Annotated in this window: 13 protein-coding genes; 12 read left to right on the top strand and 1 reads right to left on the bottom strand. The window is 61.8% G+C overall.

Translation table 11 applies throughout. The annotated features are described in order from the left end of the window. Positions 1–93: 93 nt before the first annotated feature. Positions 94–1,053: an aldo/keto reductase gene (locus PVE98_RS06515; protein WP_096073474.1), complete on the bottom strand. Its 960-nt coding sequence runs from the start codon at positions 1,051–1,053 to the stop codon at positions 94–96. Between the two features lie 238 nt (positions 1,054–1,291). On the opposite strand from PVE98_RS06515, the gene PVE98_RS06510 reads away from it, so the two are divergent. The 12 genes from PVE98_RS06510 (at position 1,292) to PVE98_RS06455 (ending at position 20,177) form a co-directional block, all read left to right on the top strand. Beyond that, positions 1,292–2,515 carry an MdtA/MuxA family multidrug efflux RND transporter periplasmic adaptor subunit gene (locus PVE98_RS06510; protein ID WP_313621043.1) on the top strand — a complete coding sequence of 408 codons (1,224 nt, stop codon included), beginning with the start codon at positions 1,292–1,294 and terminating at the stop codon, positions 2,513–2,515. After that, a complete protein-coding gene (locus tag PVE98_RS06505) occupies positions 2,515–5,637 on the top strand; it encodes an MdtB/MuxB family multidrug efflux RND transporter permease subunit (protein ID WP_096073476.1) in 3,123 nt (1,040 codons plus the stop codon). The genes PVE98_RS06510 and PVE98_RS06505 overlap by 1 nt, the downstream gene beginning before the upstream one ends. Next, positions 5,634–8,708: a multidrug efflux RND transporter permease subunit MdtC gene (gene mdtC, locus PVE98_RS06500; RefSeq protein ID WP_033750233.1), complete on the top strand. Its 3,075-nt coding sequence runs from the start codon at positions 5,634–5,636 to the stop codon at positions 8,706–8,708. The genes PVE98_RS06505 and mdtC overlap by 4 nt, the downstream gene beginning before the upstream one ends. Positions 8,709–8,722: 14 nt before the next feature. Beyond that, a complete protein-coding gene (gene mdtD / locus PVE98_RS06495; RefSeq protein ID WP_096073477.1) occupies positions 8,723–10,129 on the top strand; it encodes a multidrug transporter subunit MdtD in 1,407 nt (468 codons plus the stop codon). Beyond that, positions 10,126–11,514, top strand: coding sequence for a two-component system sensor histidine kinase BaeS (baeS, locus tag PVE98_RS06490; RefSeq protein WP_096073478.1), 1,389 nt, complete (start codon positions 10,126–10,128; stop codon positions 11,512–11,514). Before mdtD ends, baeS begins: the two co-directional genes overlap by 4 nt. Before the next feature lie 6 nt (positions 11,515–11,520). Continuing rightward, entirely contained in the window at positions 11,521–12,228 is a 708-nt protein-coding gene (gene baeR, locus PVE98_RS06485) for a two-component system response regulator BaeR (RefSeq protein WP_033750242.1), read from the top strand. A 117-nt stretch (positions 12,229–12,345) separates the two neighbouring features. Continuing rightward, entirely contained in the window at positions 12,346–13,710 is a 1,365-nt protein-coding gene (gene yegQ / locus PVE98_RS06480; RefSeq protein ID WP_096073479.1) for a tRNA 5-hydroxyuridine modification protein YegQ, read from the top strand. Between the two features lie 222 nt (positions 13,711–13,932). Beyond that, entirely contained in the window at positions 13,933–14,832 is a 900-nt protein-coding gene (gene yegS / locus PVE98_RS06475) for a lipid kinase YegS (protein ID WP_033750248.1), read from the top strand. A gap of 221 nt (positions 14,833–15,053) precedes the next feature. After that, the gene (gene manD / locus PVE98_RS06470) at positions 15,054–16,268 is read left to right on the top strand and encodes a D-mannonate dehydratase ManD (RefSeq protein ID WP_333620664.1); all 1,215 of its coding nucleotides are present in this window, start codon (positions 15,054–15,056) and stop codon (positions 16,266–16,268) included. 10 nt (positions 16,269–16,278) lie between these two features. Continuing rightward, a complete protein-coding gene (locus tag PVE98_RS06465) occupies positions 16,279–17,286 on the top strand; it encodes a Zn-dependent oxidoreductase (RefSeq protein WP_033750254.1) in 1,008 nt (335 codons plus the stop codon). Between the two features lie 82 nt (positions 17,287–17,368). Next, positions 17,369–18,652, top strand: coding sequence for an MFS transporter (locus PVE98_RS06460; protein WP_033750256.1), 1,284 nt, complete (start codon positions 17,369–17,371; stop codon positions 18,650–18,652). A 64-nt stretch (positions 18,653–18,716) separates the two neighbouring features. Beyond that, positions 18,717–20,177 carry a mannitol dehydrogenase family protein gene (locus tag PVE98_RS06455; protein ID WP_333620663.1) on the top strand — a complete coding sequence of 487 codons (1,461 nt, stop codon included), beginning with the start codon at positions 18,717–18,719 and terminating at the stop codon, positions 20,175–20,177. The last annotated feature ends 17 nt before the right edge of the window (positions 20,178–20,194 follow it).

Raw genomic sequence — 20,194 nt, 5'->3', positions numbered from 1 at the left:
TGAAGGGGATCGCTGAACGGAATCGCGGCCGTGATTAACGCATTATTTGGCACGCAAAATAATGACGAGGCGCTAGCGCCCCGTCTGGCGAGATTAGCGGCTGGCCTGCGCCAGTTTTTCACTCTCCTCGGGCGTCAGGCGCAGCTGCGTCGCGCCGATCAGATCGTCAAGCTGGGCGAGCGAGGTGGCGCTGACGATCGGCGCGGTAATGCTCGGCCGCGCAATCTGCCACGCCAGCGCGACCTGGGTCGGCGTCACGCCGTGCGTCTGGCTGATGTCGTCCAGCGCCGCCAGAATAGCCAGGCCGCGCGGGTTAAGATACTTCTCGACCACGCCCTGCCCGCGCGCGCTTTTGCCGGCATCCGCCGCGCTGCGGTATTTGCCGCTCAGGAAGCCGCTGGCCAGCGAGTAGTAGTTAATCACGCCCAGCCCGTGCTGCGTCGCCACCGCCTCCAGCGCCGACTCGTAGCCTTCGCGATCGTAAAGGTTGTATTCAGGCTGCAGGGTGGCGTAGCGCGCCAGGCCCTGCTCTTCGCTGATCTTCAGCGCCTCCTGCAGGCGGGGCGCGCTGTAGTTCGAGGCGCCGATGGCGCGCACCTTGCCCTCTTTGATCAGCGAATCGAACGCCGCCAGGGTTTCCGCCAGCGGCGTATCGGTATCGTCGCGGTGCGCCTGATAGAGATCGATATAGTCGGTTTGCAGACGGCGTAGCGAATCCTCTACCGCCTGACGAATATACTGCGGCTTCAGGCCGGTTTTCTCCGGCGAGAGTTCCATGCCGACCTTGGTCGCCAGCACGATGCGGTCGCGTTTGCCGCTCTTTTTCAGCCAGTTGCCGATAATGGTTTCCGATTCGCCGCCTTTATTGCCCGGCGCCCAGTGCGAATAGACGTCGGCGGTATCAATAAACCACAGCCCTTTTTCCACCAGCGCATCAAGCAATGAAAACGACTTCGCCTCATCCAGTGTCCAGCCGAAGACGTTACCGCCAAAGGTTAACAGCGGCACCTGAATGCCGGTATCGCCGAGCTGGCGTGTTTCAACCTGACTCATCCTCTTCTCCTTGTGTAAGAAATGCCCAGACAAAGAGCATAGCAAAAGCGAAAAGCGCGCTTTATGCGTAATTCCTCGATAAGTTTGTTCTGAAAGGGATACTTACGTCGGGCTGACAGATATCCTTAATTCCTTCAACTTCTGCCCGCGTTGCGGGTCTACACTCTGCTATTTGCAGGCTGCCGCGTTTCAGCCTGCGTTTTGGGGATTTCGCTACTGCTGGAGAGCAACCGATAAGATGAACCGACCTTCCTTGTTGAAAAAGAGCCTGCTGACGCTGTTCGTGCTGGCCGCCGCCGCAGGCGGCTACTACTGGTGGCACCATCCGGCGCAGCCTGACGCCGATCCTCAGGCGTCGACCCGACCGCATCGCGGCAAAGGCGGCGCGGGCGCTCCGCCGGCGCCGGTACAGGCCGCCGCCGCCGTCAGTCAGAGCGTGCCGCACTTTCTCAGCGGGCTCGGCACCGTGACCGCTGCCAGCACCGTGACGGTGCGCAGCCGGGTCGACGGCGAGCTGATGGCGATCCACTTTCAGGAAGGGCAGCAGGTTAAAGCGGGCCAGCTGCTGGCGGAGATCGATCCCCGCCCTTATCAGGTAGCGTTAACCCAGGCGCAGGGTCAGCTGGCGAAGGATCAGGCGACGCTGGCGAATGCCCGCCGCGATCTGGCGCGCTATGAAAAGCTGGCGAAAACCTCGCTGGTGTCGCAGCAGGAGCTCGATACCCAGCGTTCGCTGGTGAGCGAAACCCAGGGCACCATCAAGGCGGACGAAGGCAGCGTCGCCAGCGCTCAGCTCAATCTGACCTACAGCCGCATTACGTCGCCGATTGAGGGCCGCGTCGGCCTGAAACAGGTGGACGTCGGCAACTACATCACCAGCGGCGACACCAACGGTCTGGTGGTGATCACCCAGACCCACCCCATCGACGTGCTGTTCAGCCTGGCTGAAAATTATCTGCCCGACATCATGCAGGCGCAAAAGAGCGGCCAGCCGCTGGTGGTGGAAGCCTGGGATCGCAGCAACCAGACGCTGCTGACCCAGGGCACGCTGCTCAGCATCGACAACCAGATCGACGCCACCACCGGCACCATCAAAATGAAGGCGCGCTTCGACAATCAGGACGACAAGCTCTTTCCCAACCAGTTCGTTAACGCGCGGCTGAAGGTCAATACCCTGCAGGATGCGATCGTTATTCCAGCCGCCGCGCTGCAGATGGGCAATGAAGGCCACTTTGTCTGGGTGGTGAACAGCGACAATAAAGTGAGTAAGAAAAGCGTCACCGCCGGACTGCAGGACAGCCATCAGGTGGTGATTAACGCCGGCCTGAGCGCAGGCGAACGCGTGGTCACCGACGGGCTGGATCGCCTGACGGAAGGGGCGCAGGTGGACGTCGTCGCGCCGCAGAGCACCGCGCTGAAAAGCAGCCGCGCGGCGCAACCGGCCAAAGGAGCGAGCGAGTAATGCAGGTTACGCCTCCTGACGCCAGCGGCGGGCCGTCGCGTCAGTTTATTTTACGTCCGGTCGCTACCACGCTGTTGATGATCGCTATTCTGCTGGCGGGCGTTCTTGGCTACCGTTTTCTGCCGGTTTCGGCGCTGCCGGAGGTGGATTATCCCACCATCCAGGTGGTGACGCTCTATCCCGGCGCCAGCCCGGACGTGACCACCTCCGCGATTACCGCGCCGCTTGAGCGCCAGTTCGGCCAGATGTCAGGGCTGAAACAGATGGCGTCGCAAAGCTCCGGCGGCGCGTCGGTGATCACCCTGCAGTTCCAGCTGACGCTGCCGCTCGACGTCGCCGAGCAGGAAGTACAGGCCGCCATTAACGCCGCCACCAGCCTGTTGCCCAACGATCTGCCTAACCCGCCGGTCTACAGCAAGGTCAATCCCGCCGATCCGCCGATCATGACGCTGGCGGTGACCACCAGCAGCATGCCGCTGACCCAGGTACAGGATATGGTGGAGACGCGCGTCGCGCAGAAAATCTCCCAGGTTTCCGGCGTCGGGCTGGTGACGCTCTCCGGCGGTCAGCGACCGGCGGTGCGCGTGCAGATGAACGCTCAGGCGCTGGCGGCGCTCGGCCTGACCAGCGAAGAGGTGCGCACCGCCATCAGCAGCGCCAACGTCAACTCGGCGAAAGGCAGCCTCGACGGCCCGGAGCGTTCCATTACTCTCTCCGCTAACGACCAGATGAAGTCGGCGGAGGATTACCGTCAGCTGATCGTCAGCTATAAAAACGGCGCGCCGGTGAGGCTCGGCGATGTCGCCACGATCGAACAGGGCGCGGAAAACCGCTGGCTTGGCGCCTGGGCGAACCGCGAAGCCGCCATCGTGCTCAACGTGCAGCGCCAGCCGGGCGCCAACATTATCGCCACCGCCGATAATATCCGCGCGCTGCTGCCCTCGCTCACCGCCTCGCTGCCGAAGTCGGTGAAGGTCCAGCTGCTGACCGACCGCACCACCAATATTCGCGCCTCGGTCACCGATACCCAGCACGAGCTGATGCTGGCGATTGGCCTGGTGGTGATGATTATCTATCTGTTCCTGCGCAACGTCCCGGCGACGATTATTCCCGCCGTCGCGGTGCCGCTGTCGCTGGTCGGCACCTTCGCCGCGATGTACTTCCTCGGCTTCTCTATCAATAACCTGACGCTGATGGCGCTGACTATCGCCACCGGCTTCGTGGTGGATGACGCCATCGTGGTGATCGAAAACATCACCCGCTATCTGGAGAAAGGGGAAAAACCGCTCACCGCCGCGCTCAAGGGGGCGGGCGAAATCGGCTTTACCATTATCTCCCTTACCTTTTCGCTGATCGCGGTGCTGATCCCGCTGCTGTTTATGGGCGACGTGATCGGCCGTCTGTTCCGTGAGTTCGCCGTCACGCTGGCGGTGGCTATCCTGATCTCCGCCGTGGTCTCGCTGACGCTGACGCCGATGATGTGCGCGCGCATGCTGAGCGCCGAGTCGCTGCGCAAGCAGAACCGCTTTTCGCGCGCCAGCGAAGCCTTTTTCGAGCGGGTGATTGCCGGATATGGCGGCTGGCTGCGCAAAGTGCTGGCGCATCCCTGGCTGACGCTGTCGGTGGCGCTCGGTACGCTGCTGCTCACCGTGCTGCTGTGGATAGTGATTCCGAAAGGCTTTTTCCCGCAGCAGGATAACTCCATTATCCAGGGCACGCTGCAGGCGCCGCAGAGCGCCTCGTACGCCAGCATGGCGGAGCGCACGCGCGATGTCGCTTCGCTGATCATGAAAGATCCGGCGGTGCAGAGCATGACCTCTTTCGTCGGCGTCGACGGTACCAATGCCGCGCTCAACAGCGCGCGTCTGCAGATCAACCTGAAGCCGCTGAGCGAGCGCGATGACCGGATCCCGCAGGTGCAGCAGCGGCTGCAGCAGCAGATAAGCCAGCTTCCCGGCGTCACGCTGTGGCTGCAGCCGGTACAGGATCTGACGATTGAAACCCAGGCGAGCCGCACGCCCTATCAGTTTACGCTGCAGTCCGGCTCGCTGGAGTCGCTCGGCACCTGGGTGCCGAAACTGCTGGACGCGCTGCGCCAGTCGCCTGAGCTGCGCGACATCAGCAGCGACTGGCAGGATCAGGGGCTGGAGGCGTACGTCAATGTCGATCGCGACAGCGCCAGCCGCCTCGGCATCAGTATGGCGGACGTCGATAACGCGCTCTATAACGCCTTCGGCCAGCGCCTCATCTCCACTATTTATACTCAGGCGAACCAGTATCGCGTGGTGCTGGAGCAGGACAACCGCGCCACGCCGGGCCTGGCGGGCCTGGAAGGCATCCGGCTGACCAGCACCGACGGCGGCAGCGTGCCGCTCAGCGCCATCGCGAAAGTTGAGCAGCGCCACAGCGCGCTGAGCGTCAACCATCTCGATCAGTTCCCGTCGGCGACCTTTTCCTTTAACGTCGCCGACGGCTATTCGCTGGGCGACGCGGTGAAAGCGGTCAGCGCGGCGGAAGAGCGGCTCGGCATGCCCGCCGAACTGATGACCCAGTTCCAGGGCAGCACCCTGGCGTTCGAGGCGGCGCTTACCAGCACCGTCTGGCTGATCGTGGCGGCCATCGTGGCGATGTATATCGTGCTGGGCGTGCTCTATGAGAGCTTTATCCATCCCATCACGATTTTGTCGACGCTGCCCACCGCCGGCGTCGGCGCGCTGCTGGCGCTGATGCTGAGCGGCGGCGAGCTGGATATCGTCGCCATTATCGGCATTATTCTGCTGATCGGCATCGTGAAGAAAAACGCCATCATGATGATCGACTTCGCGCTGGCCGCCGAACGCGAGCAGGGCATGACGCCCTATGACGCCATCTATCAGGCGTGCCTGCTGCGTTTTCGCCCGATCCTGATGACCACGCTGGCGGCGCTGCTGGGCGCGCTGCCGCTGATGCTCAGCACCGGCGTCGGCGCAGAGCTGCGTCATCCGCTCGGCATCGCCATGGTGGGCGGTCTGATCCTGAGCCAGGTGCTGACGCTGTTTACTACGCCGGTGATCTATCTGCTGTTCGATCGCCTCGGCCAGGCCGCGCGCCGCCGCTTTAGCGGCCGGGAGGCGGAGCAGTGAGATTTTTCGCGCTGTTTATCCATCGCCCGGTGGCGACCACGCTGCTGACCCTCGCCATTGCGCTGGCGGGCGTGCTCGGCTTTCGCCTGCTGCCGGTCGCCCCGCTGCCGCAGGTCGACTTCCCGGTAATAGTGATTTCCGCCTCGCTGCCAGGCGCGTCGCCGGAAATCATGGCTTCGTCGGTGGCGACGCCGCTTGAGCGTTCGCTGGGCCGCATCGCCGGCGTCAGCGAAATGACCTCCACCAGCTCGCTCGGCAGCACGCGCATTATTCTGGTGCTCGATTTCGACCGCGACATCAACGGCGCGGCGCGCGACGTGCAGGCGGCCATCAACGCGGCGCAAAGCCTGCTGCCGACCGGGATGCCGAGCCGCCCCACCTACCGCAAGGTCAATCCCTCGGACGCGCCGATTATGATCATGACGCTGACCTCGGATATCTATAATCCAGGCCAGCTCTACGACTACGCCTCGACCCAGCTGGCGCAGAAGCTGTCGCAGATCGAAGGCGTCGGCGACGTTACGGTCGGCGGCAGCTCGCTGCCTGCGGTGCGCGTCGCGCTGAATCCGCAGGCGCTGTTTAACCAGGGCGTCTCGCTGGATGCGGTGCGCGAGGCGATCGCCAACGCCAACCAGCGTCGTCCGCAGGGCGCGGTGGAGGATCGCCAGCAGCGCTGGCAGCTGCGCACCAACGACGAGCTGAAAACCGCCAGCGACTACGCGCCGCTGGTGGTGCACTACAGCAGCGGCGCGGCGGTGAAGCTGGCGGACGTCGCCAGCGTGCAGGACTCGGTGCAGGACGTGCGCAACGCCGGGATGGCGGACGGCAAGCCCGCGGTGCTGCTGCTGGTGCGCAAAACGCCGGAGGCGAACGTGATCGATACCGTCGACCGCATTCGCGCCGAGCTGCCGACGCTGCATCAGACCATTCCCGCCGCCATCGACCTGCAGATTGCGCAGGATCGCTCGCCTACCATTCGCGCCTCGCTGCATGAGGTCGAGCAGTCGCTGACCATCGCCGTGGTGCTGGTGATTATGGTGGTGTTCGTTTTCCTGCGCTCCGGCCGCGCCACGCTGATCCCCGCCGCCGCGGTGCCGGTTTCGCTGATCGGCACCTTCGCCGCGATGTACCTGTGCGGCTTCAGCCTGAATAACCTGTCGCTGATGGCGCTGACCATCGCCACCGGTTTCGTAGTGGATGACGCCATCGTGGTGCTGGAGAATATCGCGCGCCACGTCGAGGCGGGCATGAAACCCTTGCAGGCGGCGCTAACCGGCGTGCGCGAAGTGGGCTTTACCGTACTGTCGATGAGCCTGTCGCTGATCGCCGTCTTTTTGCCGCTGCTGATGACCGGCGGGCTGATAGGCCGCTTCTTCTCTGAATTCGCCATTACGCTGTCGGTGGCGATCGCCATCTCGATGGTGATTTCCCTCACCCTGACGCCGATGATGTGCGCGTATTTGCTGAAGCCGCATGCGCCGCGCGCCCAGCCGCGTCGGCGCGGCGCAGGCCGGATGCTGCTGGCGATCCAGCAGGGCTATGGTCGCTCGCTGGGCTGGGTGCTGAACCATGCGCGCTGGGTGCTGCTGCTGCTGTTCGGCACCGTCGCCCTGACCGTCTGGCTGTTTATTCAGGTGCCGAAAACCTTTATGCCGGAGCAGGACACCGGCCGCCTGTCAGGCTTTATCTCCGCCGATCAGAGCATCTCCTTCCAGGCGATGCGCCAGAAGCTGCAGGATTTTATGGTGATCGTGAAGGCCGATCCGGCGGTCGAGAGCGTGGTGGGCTTTACCGGCGGCATGCGCACCAACAGCGGCTCGATGTTTATCTCGCTGAAGCCGCTCTCCGAGCGCAGCGAAAACGCCCAGGCGGTGATCGCCCGGCTGCGCGCGAAGCTGGCGAAAGAGCCCGGAGCCAGCCTCTATCTCAACGCGGTGCAGGATCTGCGCGCCGGCGGCCGCGAATCGAACGCCAGCTATCAGTATTCGCTGCTCTCCGACGATCTTGCCGCGCTGCGCGAATGGGAGCCGAAAATCCGTCAGGCCTTCTCCGCGCTGCCGCAGCTGGCGGACGTCAACTCCGATCAGCAGGACAAAGGCAGCGAAATGGCGCTGATCTACGATCGCGAAAGCATGTCGCGCCTCGGCATCGACGTCTCTGAGGCAAACGCCCTGCTGAACAACGCTTTCGGCCAGCGGCAGATCTCCACCATCTATCAGCCGTTGAATCAGTACAAGGTGGTGATGGAGGTCGATCCGCGTTACACCCAGGACATTAGCGCGCTGGATCAGATGTTTGTGATTAACAGCGACGGCAAACCGATTCCCCTGTCGTGGTTCGCCCGTTGGCAGCCCGCCAACGCGCCGCTGTCGGTCAACCATGAGGGACTCTCCGCCGCCTCGACCATCTCTTTTAACCTGCCGGAAGGCGTTTCGCTGTCGGAAGCCTCTGCGGCGATCGATCGCACCATGACGGCTATTGGCGTGCCCTCCAGCGTGCGCGGCAGCTTCGCCGGCACCGCGCAGGTGTTTGAGCAGTCGCAGAGCAGCCAGCTCTGGCTGATGCTCGCCGCCATCGCCGCCGTCTATATCGTGCTGGGCATATTGTATGAGAGCTATGTCCATCCGCTGACCATTCTCTCGACGCTACCCTCAGCGGGCGTCGGCGCGCTGCTGGCGCTGACGCTGTTCGATACGCCTTTTAGCCTGATCGCCCTTATCGGCATCCTGCTGCTGATCGGCATCGTGAAAAAGAACGCCATTATGATGGTAGATTTTGCGCTAGAGGCGCAGCGCAACGGCAACCTGAGCGCGCGCGACGCCATTTTCCAGGCCTGCCTGCTGCGTTTTCGCCCGATTCTGATGACCACGCTCGCCGCGCTGTTCGGTGCGCTGCCGCTGGTGATCACCAGCGGCGACGGCGCGGAGCTGCGCCAGCCGCTCGGCATCACTATCGCCGGCGGGCTAATTATGAGCCAGCTGCTGACGCTCTATACCACGCCGGTGGTCTATCTCTATATGGACAAGCTGCGGCGCAAGCGCGGTAAAATCGGCCAGCCGGTGGAGAGTTAAGGAGAGAACAGGAAATGAACGCCCAAAACGCCACGGTTCGCTGGCAGCTATGGATTGTCGCTTTCGGCTTCTTTATGCAGACGCTGGACACCACCATCGTCAACACCGCCCTTCCCTCAATGGCGCAGGATCTGGGCGTCAGCCCGCTGCATATGCATTCGGTCATCGTCTCCTATCTGCTGACGGTGGCGGTTACCCTGCCGATGAGCGGCTGGCTGGCGGATCGCTTCGGCGTGCGCAACATTTTCTTCAGCGCCATCGTGCTGTTCAGCATCGGCTCGCTGCTCTGCGCCTTCTCTTCGACGCTCGATCAGCTGGTGATGGCGCGCGTGGTGCAGGGCGTCGGCGGCGCGATGATGGTGCCGGTCGGCCGCCTGACCGTGATGAAAATCGTGCCGCGCGAGCAGTATATGTCAGCGATGACCTTCGTCACCCTGCCGGGACAGATCGGCCCGCTGGTGGGTCCGGCGCTGGGCGGCATGCTGGTGGAGTATGCGAGCTGGCACTGGATCTTCCTGATCAATATCCCGGTCGGCATTATCGGCGCTATCGCCACCCTGACGCTGATGCCGAACTATTCGATGCAGACGCGGCGCTTCGATTTCCTTGGTTTTCTGCTGCTGGCCGTCGGCATGGCGACGCTGACCCTGGCGCTCGACGGCCAGCGCAGCAGCGACGGTTCCTCACTGCTGCTCGGCGCAATGATCCTGACTGGCCTCTTTTCGCTGTTGTATTATCTGATGCACGCGCGCGGCAACGACAATGCGCTGTTCAGCCTGAAGCTGTTCGACAACCGCCTCTACTCAATTGGCCTGCTCGGCAGCTTTTTAGGCCGCATCGGCAGCGGCATGCTGCCTTTTATGACGCCGATATTTTTGCAGGTCGGCATGGGCTTTACGCCGTTTCACGCCGGGCTGATGATGATCCCGATGGTGCTCGGCAATATGGGCATCAAACGCATGGTGGTGCGTATCGTTAACCTGTTCGGCTACCGCAACGCGCTAGTCGGCACTACGCTGGCGCTCGCCGTGGTGGTGGTGCTCTTTCCGCTGGTGGCGCTGCTCGGCTGGCTGTGGCTGCTGCCGCTGGTGCTGCTGATGCAGGGCATGGTGAACGCGCTGCGCTTCTCCTCGATGAATACCCTGACGCTGAAGGATCTGCCGGACGAGCTCGCCTCCAGCGGCAACAGTCTGCTGTCGATGATTATGCAGCTGTCGATGAGCGTCGGCGTCACTATCGCCGGCCTGCTGCTGGGCGCGTTCGGCCAGGATGCGCTGGCGAACAGCGACCATACCCACAGTCTGTTTATGACCGCCTACGCCTGCATGGCGCTGATTATCGCCCTGCCCGCGCTGGTGTTCTGGCGCGTGCCGAAGGAAACCAGTCAAAATGTCGATCTGCGACGCCGGAGAAAACCATGAAGTTGCCGTTGCGCCTGGGCATCAGCGCCAAACTCTTTTTAGCGATTTTTTCCACCTGCATGCTGGTGCTGATCACTATGCACTGGGGCGTGCGTCTGAGCTTCGAGCACGGCTTTGTCGACTACATCAAGCGCGGCAACGAGCAGCGGCTCGCCATGCTCGGCGATGCGCTGGCCGATCAGTATGAACAGCACGGCAACTGGGATTTCCTGCGGCATAACGATCGGCTGGTGTTCACCATGCTGCGCTCGCTGGAGCAGAATCCCGACAGCAATAACCAGCTGCCGCCCCACGGCTGGCGCACCCAGTTCTGGATTATCGACCAGCAATATAAGGTGCTGGTCGGGCCGCGCGCGCCGGTGCCGCCGGAAGGCTCGCGCCGCAATATCACCACCAGCAACGGTAAAGTGGTCGGCTGGGTAGTGGGTTCGCCGCCGGAGCGGCTGACGCGCAGCACCGATATCAATTTCGATCACCAGCAGAAGCGCACCAGTTGGCTGATTGTCGGCCTGTCGACGCTGCTGGCGGCGCTGGTCACCTGGCTGATGTCGCGCGGCCTGCTGGCGCCGGTCAAGCGGCTGGTGGCAGGCACCCATCATCTGGCGGCGGGCAATTTCGCCACGCGCGTCGAGGTCGGCAGCCGCGACGAACTGGGCCAGCTGGCGCAGGACTTTAACCGCCTGGCCAGCTCGCTGGAAAAGAACGAGAGCATGCGTCGCGCCTTCATGGCCGATATCTCCCACGAGCTGCGCACGCCGCTGGCGATCCTGCGCGGCGAGCTAGAGGCGATGCAGGACGGCGTGCGCAAGCTGACGCCAGAGGCGATCGCCTCGCTGCAGAGCGAAGTCGGGGTGCTCAGCAAGCTGGTGGACGATCTGCACCAGCTTTCGCTCTCCGACGAAGGCGCCCTCGCCTATCGCAAACAGGCCACCGATCTGGTGCAGCTGCTGGAGGTGGCCGCCGGCAGCTTCAACGAGCGCTATCGCAGCCACGGGCTGACGCTGACGCTGCAGATGCCGGACGAAGCGCCTTTCTTCGGCGATCCCGATCGCCTGATGCAGCTCTTCACCAACCTGCTGGAGAACAGCCTGCGCTATACCGACGCGCCGGGACAGGTCGAGGTACGTCTCACCTATGAGGCGCCCTGGTGGCAGATGAGCTTTGTCGACAGCGCGCCAGGCGTCGACGCGCAGCAGCAGGCGAAGATCTTCGAGCGCTTTTTCCGCACGGAAGGATCGCGCAATCGCGCCAGCGGCGGCTCCGGACTGGGGCTGGCGATCTGCAAAAATATCGTCGACGCCCACGGCGGCCATATCGCTGCGGAGCACTCTGATTTAGGTGGACTGAAAATCGCGCTACAATTGCGCTATGTTCCCCAGCCGTAACTGACGATGACCGCCGAAAAAACCGACCCGCTGATTCTGGTAGTGGAAGACGAGCCGAAGCTGGCGCAGCTGATGATCGACTATCTTGAAGCTTCCAACTACCGCACGCACCATATCGCCCACGGCAGCGACGTGCTGCCTTTCATCCAGCAGACGCCGCCCGATTTGATGCTGCTGGATCTAATGCTGCCCGGCAAAGATGGCCTCTCGCTGTGCCGCGAAATCCGCCGCTTCTCTGAGCTGCCGATTATTATGGTGACGGCGCGCACCGAGGAGATCGATCGCCTGCTTGGCCTGGAGATCGGCGCGGATGACTACATCTGTAAGCCCTTTAGCCCGCGCGAAGTGGTGGCGCGCGTGAAAACTATCCTGCGCCGCGTGAAGCGCGCGCCAGAAGAGCCCGGCAAGGCGTCGCTGCTGAAAATCGACGAAGGCCGCTTCCAGGCGAGCTGGCGCGAACAGCCGCTGGAGCTGACTCCGGCCGAATTCCGCCTGCTGAAAACCCTGGCGCTGGAGCCGGGCAAAGTCTTTTCGCGCGAGCAGCTGCTCAATCATCTCTACGACGACTACCGCGTCGTGACCGATCGCACCATCGACAGCCATATCAAAAATCTGCGGCGCAAGCTGGAGAATCTCGACGCCGACCAGCCCTTTATCCGCGCCGTCTACGGCATGGGCTATCGCTGGGAAGCGGATCTGTGCCAGTTGATCTAGATCAACTGACTGACGCGCGTCGCCGCCTACAATTTTGCACCTTTTGCCGGGCCGCTCACCTTGCGGCCGCGGCACGTGCCGCGCCAGGCGGCATGCTGACCTGACATCAGTGAGAACATCATGAAACCAGAACTGCTTTCTCCAGCGGGCACGCTGAAGAATATGCGCTACGCCTTCGCCTATGGGGCCGACGCGGTTTATGCCGGGCAGCCGCGCTACAGCCTGCGCGTGCGCAATAACGAATTCACCCATGACAACCTCGCCAAAGGCATTGCCGAAGCGCACGCGCTGGGCAAGAAGTTCTATGTGGTGGTGAATATCGCGCCGCATAACGCCAAGCTAAAGACCTTTATTCGCGACCTGACGCCGGTGGTGGAGATGCAGCCGGACGCGCTGATCATGTCCGATCCCGGTTTGATTATGCTGGTGCGCGAGGCCTTTCCGCAGATGCCGATCCATCTTTCGGTGCAGGCCAATGCGGTCAACTGGGCGACGGTGAAGTTCTGGCAGCAGATGGGGCTGACGCGCGTGATACTGTCGCGCGAGCTGTCGCTGGAGGAGATCGCGGAGATCCGCCAGCAGGTGCCGGAGATGGAGATCGAGATTTTCGTGCACGGCGCGCTCTGCATGGCCTACTCCGGCCGCTGCCTGCTCTCCGGCTATATGAACAAGCGCGACCCGAATCAGGGCACCTGCACCAACGCCTGCCGCTGGGAATATAAGGTCGAGGAAGGTAAACAGGACGAGGTCGGCAATATCGTCGAGGTGCAGGAGGTGACGCCGACGCTGGGGCTTGGCCAGCCAACCGATAAGGTCTTTCTGCTGGAAGAGAAGATGAAGCCGGGCGAAGTGATGAGCGCCTTTGAAGATGAGCATGGCACCTACATCATGAACTCTAAGGATCTGCGCGCCGTGGCGCACGTTGAACGCCTGAGCGAGATGGGCGTCCATTCGCTGAAGATCGAAGGCCGCACCAAATCGTTCTACTACTGTGCGCGGACGGCGCAGGTTTACCGCCGCGCTATCGACGACGCCGCAGCCGGCAAACCTTTCGATCCTGAGCTGCTGACCACGCTGGAAGGTCTGGCGCATCGCGGCTATACCGAGGGGTTTTTGCGCCGCCATACCCACGACAGCTATCAAAACTATGCGCAGGGCTATTCGATCTCGGAGCGTCAGCAGTTCGTCGGCGAATTTACCGGCGAGCGGCGCGGCGACTGGGCGGAGGTCGCGGTGAAGAATAAATTTCTGCTCGGCGACAGCCTGGAGATCATGACGCCGAACGGCAACCTGAACTGCACGCTGGAGGCGCTGCAGGACGCGCGCGGCGGCGCCATTGAGGTTGCGCCCGGCGACGGCCATCGCGTCTGGATGCCGGTGCCCGCGGACGTCGAACTCGCCTTTGGTCTGCTGCTGCGCAATTTTACCGACGGCAGCAGCACGCGCGATCCTCATAGCAAATTACTCACGTCGCGCAAGTAAACCGATGAAGTTAGAACAGGATCACAGACCGCCGCGGCGCGCTCCTTTATAGTCGCGCCTGCTGCGAACGAGTAACAACTAATAGCTGTTGTATCAGGAACCACCTCATTCACCCGCCCGGCTCCCCCGTGCGGGTTTTCTTTTTTCCGCTTTTCTCCCGTAAATTTTCCCGCCTGACTATGCTATAAGCAGAAATCTTTGTGGGTTTTCAAGGAACGGAAAATGGAAAAACGACCGCTTACTCTACTTATTCTTAACGGCAAAGGCGCAGGCAACGAAGATTTGCGTGCGGCCGTCACCGCGCTGCGCGATGAAGGCTTCGACGTCGCCGTGCGCGTTACCTGGGAGAAAGGCGACGGCGAACGCTACGTTGAAGAAGCGCTGCGGCTGGGCGCTGAGACCGTGGTCGCCGGCGGCGGCGACGGCACCATTAACGAGATCGCTACCGCGCTGGCCGCTGTTGACGCCGCGCGTCGGCCGGTGCTCGGCATTCTTCCTCTGGGCACCGCCAATGATTTCGCCACCAGCGTCGGTATTCCTGCCGAGATGGAGCCCGCGCTGCGCCTCGCGGTTCAGGGCAAAGCCCACGTAATCGATCTGGCGCGGGTTAATCAGGATCGCTATTTCATTAATATGGCGACCGGCGGTTTCGGCACCCGTATCACCACCGAAACGCCGGAAAAGTTAAAATCTGCGCTGGGCGGCGTCTCCTATTTTATTCACGGCCTGATGCGCATGGATACGCTGAAGCCAGACAGCTGCGAGATTTCCGGCCCCGGTTTTCAGTGGCAGGGCGACGCGCTGGCGATCGGCGTCGGCAACGGACGCCAGGCGGGCGGCGGGCAGCGCTTGTGTCCATCGGCACTGATTAATGACGGCCAGCTCGATGTGAGCATCGTCACTGCGCAGGAGCTGCTGCCTACCCTGCTGCACTCGCTGACCAGCAACGATGACAACCCGAATATCGTGACCGCGAAGCTGACCTCGCTGCGCATCGTTTCCCCTAATGAGATGACCTTTAATCTGGATGGCGAGCCGCTCTCCGGCCGCGAGTTTGAGATTGAGGTGATGCCCGGCGCGCTGAGCTGCCGCTTGCCGCCGCAGTGCGCGTTGTTAGCTTAAGGTCGCGTTTCAGGCTGTAAGATAAGCGCTTGCGCGGGCAGCCTGGCCCGCGTTTTAACTTTTATGCAGCCTGTAAATGCAAATAAAGCTCGATTCCTTACCCCAGGCAGCGCGTAAATTTCTCTCTGTGATTGCCTTCACAACTCTGTTACATCAACTTGTATGGTAGTATAAATGCGCGTACTTTTTCAGCATTGATTGCTGAAAGAAGGCTACGAGAGATGAAAATTGTTAACGCTGAAGTCTTTGTTACCTGCGCAGGCAGAAACTTCGTTACGCTGAAAATTACCACCGACGACGGCATCACCGGCATCGGCGACGCCACGCTCAACGGCCGCGAACTGCCGGTCGCCTCTTACCTGAAAGATCATATCTGCCCGCAGCTGATCGGCCGTGACGCGCATCAGATCGAAGATATCTGGCAGTACTTTTATAAAGGCGCCTACTGGCGCCGCGGGCCGGTCACTATGTCGGCGATCTCCGCGGTCGATATGGCGCTGTGGGATATCAAAGGCAAAGCCGCCAATATGCCGCTCTACCAGCTGCTGGGCGGCGCGTCGCGCACCGGCGTTATGGTTTATTGCCATACCACCGGCCATACCATCGACGAAGTGATGGACGACTACGCGAAGCACAAAGAGATGGGTTTCAAGGCGATCCGCGCCCAGTGCGGCGTGCCGGGCATGAAAACCACCTACGGCATGGCGAAAGGCAAAGGTCTCGCCTATGAGCCAGCGACCAAAGGTAACTGGCCGGAAGAGCAGCTGTGGTCGACCGAGAAATACCTCGACTTTACCCCGAAGCTGTTTGAAGCGATTCGCGATAAGTTCGGCTTCAACGAACATCTGCTGCACGATATGCATCACCGCCTGACGCCGATTGAAGCGGCGCGCTTCGGCAAAAGCGTCGAAGATTACCGCCTGTTCTGGATGGAAGATCCGACGCCAGCGGAAAACCAGGCGTGTTTCCGCCTGATCCGCCAGCATACCGTGACGCCGATTGCGGTCGGCGAATTCTTCAACAGCATCTGGGACTGCAAACAGCTGATTGAAGAGCAGCTGATCGACTATATCCGCACCACCATTACCCATGCGGGCGGCATCACCGGCATGCGCCGCATCGCTGATTTCGCTTCGCTCTATCAGGTGCGCACCGGCTCGCACGGCCCGTCAGATCTCTCGCCGGTCTGCATGGCGGCGGCGCTGCACTTTGACCTGTGGGTGCCGAACTTCGGCGTGCAGGAGTACATGGGCTTCTCTGAGCAGATGATGGAGCTGTTCGACGCCAGCTGGACGTTCGAAGACGGCCTTATGCATCCGGGCGACAAGCCAGGCCTGGGTATCGAGTTCAACGAGAAGCTGGCGGCGAAATATCCCTATGAACCCGCCTATCTTCCGGTGGCCCGTCTGGAAGACGGCACGCTGTGGAACTGGTAAGGAGCGCATCATGAAAAGTGTCGTGATTGAACAACCCGGCGAGCTGGTACTGGCGGAGCGTCCGCTGCCGACGCCCGCAGCGGGTGAAGTCCGCGTCAAGGTGAAATACGCCAGCATCTGCGGCTCTGACGTGCATATCTGGCACGGCCACAATCCTTTCGCGAAATATCCGCGCGTCATCGGCCACGAGTTTTTCGGCGTGATTGACGCGGTCGGCGACGGCGTCGACGCCAGCCGCATCGGCGAGCGGGTAGCGGTCGATCCCGTCGTGAGCTGCGGTAGCTGCTATCCCTGCTCGGTGGGCCGTCCTAACGTCTGCACCACGCTGAGCGTCATCGGCGTGCATCGCGACGGCGGCTTTAGCGAATATGCGGTTGCGCCGGCCGGTAATGCGTACCGGCTGCCAGCGGCGATCCCGGACAAGCTCGCCAGCATGGTAGAGCCGTTCACCATCGCAGCCAATATCACCGCGTTCCTCAAACCGCAGCCGCAGGATGTGGCGCTGATCTACGGCGCCGGTCCCATGGGCCTGACGGCGATTCAGGTGCTGAAGGGCGTCTATAAGGTGGCGCAGGTGCTGGTGGTGGATCGTCTGCCGGAACGTCTTGAGCTGGCGAAAGCCAACGGCGCGGATCGGGTGTTCAACAATGCCGAGGTGCCGCTGGCGGCCCAGCTCGAAGGCGTGCAGCCCACGCTGATTATCGACGCCGCCTGTCACCCCTCTATTCTGGCGGAAGCGGCGGCGCTCGCCTCGCCCGCCGCCCGTATCGGTCTGCTCGGCTTCTCCGGCGAGCCCTGCAGCATTACCCAACAAAGCCTGACCAGCAAAGAGCTGTCGCTGTTTACCTCGCGTCTTAACAGCCACCGCTTTCCGCAGGTAATTGAATGGATGGAGCAGGGCCTGATCCAGCCGGAAAAACTGGTTACGCACTACTTTTCGCTCGATGAAATCGAACGCGCGATGACGCTGTTCGAAAAAGACCCCCGTACCTGCTGCAAGGTCGTGCTGGCCATGTAGCTGTTGCACTACCCTCACCGGGGATTCAGCCGGCGGCGCGCTGCCGGCGTTATATCACTATAAAAAAAGCGTTGGAGCCACTATGTTTAAAAATCTGCGCTGGACAATCGTACTGCTGTTGTTTCTTGTTTACATGATCAATTACCTCGATCGTGTCGCCCTCTCTCTGACCCTACCGCTGGTAGAAAAAGATCTGGCGATCAACGCCGAACAGTTCGGCATGATCTTCGGCAGCTTCTTCTTCGGCTATGCCCTGTTCAACTTCGTCGGCGGCGTCGCCACTGACCGCTTTGGCCCCAAAATCGTGCTCGGCATCGCGGTTGGCATGTGGTCGCTGTTCTGCGGCATGACCGCGCTGGCGACCGGCTTCTGGTCGATGCTGATCCTGCGCGTGCTGTTCGGCATGGCGGAAGGCCCGATTTGCGCCTCGGCCAACAAAGCGATTAACGGCTGGTTTCCGAAAAAACAGGCGGCCACCGCAATGGGCCTGCTGAGCGCCGGCTCGCCGCTGGGCGGCGCGATCGCCGGGCCGATTATCGGCTATCTCGCGCTCGCGTTCGGCTGGCGTCCGGCCTTCGTGATCATCTGCCTGATCGGTCTGGTGTGGATGGCGATCTGGCTGTTCGTTTCAGCGGATAACCCGGCGAAGAGCCGTCACGTTTCCGCCGAGGAGCGCGCGCTGGTCGACAAACTGAAAGCCGAGCAGCCGGGCGAAGAGGCGGATCTGGCGCAGGCGTCGCACGGATTCGGCTACTATCTGCGTCAGCCGATTATCCTGGTCACCGCTTTCGCCTTCTTCTGCTACAACTATATTCTGTTCTTCTTCCTGAGCTGGTTCCCTGCCTATCTGGTGCAGGCGCACGGCCTGGATATTAAATCGATGTCGATCACCACCATGATCCCGTGGATTGTCGGCTTCGTCGGCCTTGCGCTCGGCGGCTGGATCTCAGACAAGATCTTCAATATTACCGGCAGGTTACTGCTCTCCCGTAAAATTGTGCTGGTGGTCTCACTGTTCGCCGCCGCCGTTTGTGTGGCGCTGGCGGGTACGGTAAAAGAGGTCAACTCTGCGGTCATGATGATGTCGATCTCTATCTTCTTCCTCTACATCACCGGCGCCATCTACTGGGCGATTATTCAGGACGTGGTGCACAAGAGCCGCGTCGGCAGCATCAGCGGCTTTATCCATCTGGTGGGCAGCCTGTCGGGCATTATCGGTCCGATCGTTACCGGCTTTATCGTGCAGCATACCGGCAAATTCGACAGCGCCTTCGTGCTGGCAGGCGGCGTCGCTGCCGTCGGCGCCTTCCTGGTGCTGTTCGTTATCCGCAGCCCGAAAGCGAGCAAGAAGCCGATTTCGGCATAAGCAGCAGGTTTTACATGACTGAATCACGGGGCGCTGGACGCCCCGTTTGCCATAAGGACGAACTATGTTAGAGATTGATCGCCTTCCCGCCGACGTGCAGCGCCCGCGCTACGATCGCAGCAAACTGAAAACCCGCATGGTGCATATCGGCTTCGGCGCTTTTCATCGCGCGCATCAGGCGTTATGCAGCGACAAGCTGGCTGAACAGGGCAGCGACTGGGGCTATTGCGAAGTTAACCTCAATAGCGGCGAGCTGATCCAGGCGCTGCGCCAGCAGGATCACCTCTATAGCCTGACGGAAATGGCCGACGATTCGCTCAACACGCGGATTATTGGCGTGATTACCTCGGCGCTGCACGGCAAAAGCGACGGCATCGAGGCGGTGATCGCCGCCATGAGCCAGCCGGACGTAGCAATTGTCTCGATGACGGTCACCGAGAAAGGCTACTGCCATCATCCCGCCAGCGGCGATCTCAACCCGGACCATCCCGATATTGTGCATGACCTGGCCCATCCCGATGCGCCTCGCTCGCTGCCGGGCCTGATTCTGGCGGCCATCCGCCGCCGTCGCGACGCAGGCCTGCCGCCCTTCAGCGTGATGTCCTGCGACAATATGCCGGAAAACGGCCACGTCACGCGCAATGTGATCGTGCAGCTGGCGCAGCGGCAGGATAGCGCGCTGGCGGACTATATCCAGCAGCATGTTACCTTCCCCTCTACCATGGTCGATCGCATCGTTCCGGCGATGACCGACAGCGCGTTTGCCCAGCTTGCCGAGCGCCTCGGCAGTCGCGATCCGGTCGCGGTGGAAGCGGAACCGTTTTTTCAGTGGGTCATCGAGGATAATTTCGTCAGCGGCCGGCCCGCCTGGGAGCAGGCAGGCGCCGAGCTGGTTAAGGACGTGCTGCCGTTTGAGGAAATGAAACTGCGTATGCTTAACGGCAGCCACTCGTTTCTGGCCTATCTCGGCTTCCTCTCCGGTTATGAGCACATCAGCGACTGCATGGCGGACGCAAACCTGCGCACCGCCGCGCGCAGGCTGATGCTGGAGCAGCAGGCGCCGACGCTGCGCACCCAGGGCGTAGATCTTACCGCCTACGCCGACTCGCTGATCGCGCGCTATGAAAACCGCGCCATCAAGCATCGCACTTACCAGATAGCGACCGACGGCACGCAGAAGCTACCGCAGCGCCTGCTCGACAGCGTGCGCTGGCATCTGCGCAACGGCAGCAACTGCGACCTGCTGTTGCTGGGCGTCGCCTGCTGGATGCGCTATGTCGGCGGCGTGGACGAGCAAGGCGCGCCGATCGACATCCGCGATCCGCTGAAGGCGGAACTGGCGGAGCGCGTAGCGGCCAGCGCCGAAGGCGAAGCGCGCGTGAAGGCGCTGCTGGGCATGAAAGCGGTCTTCGGCGAGGATCTGGCGCAGAATGCCAAGGTGGTCGCGACGCTGACGCGCTTCTGGCTACAGCTACGCGAGCACGGCGCGCGCGCCACGGTGGCGCAGGCGGTGGGTTCGCCGTAATTGTTCAGTATCAAAAG

Origin of the sequence: Pantoea sp. GABEPS69 (assembly GCF_045780835.1) — a bacterium.
Classification (GTDB): domain Bacteria; phylum Pseudomonadota; class Gammaproteobacteria; order Enterobacterales; family Enterobacteriaceae; genus Pantoea; species Pantoea septica.
Note: the sequence above shows the minus strand (reverse complement) of the source record. Positions and strands in the feature narration are given on the sequence as shown.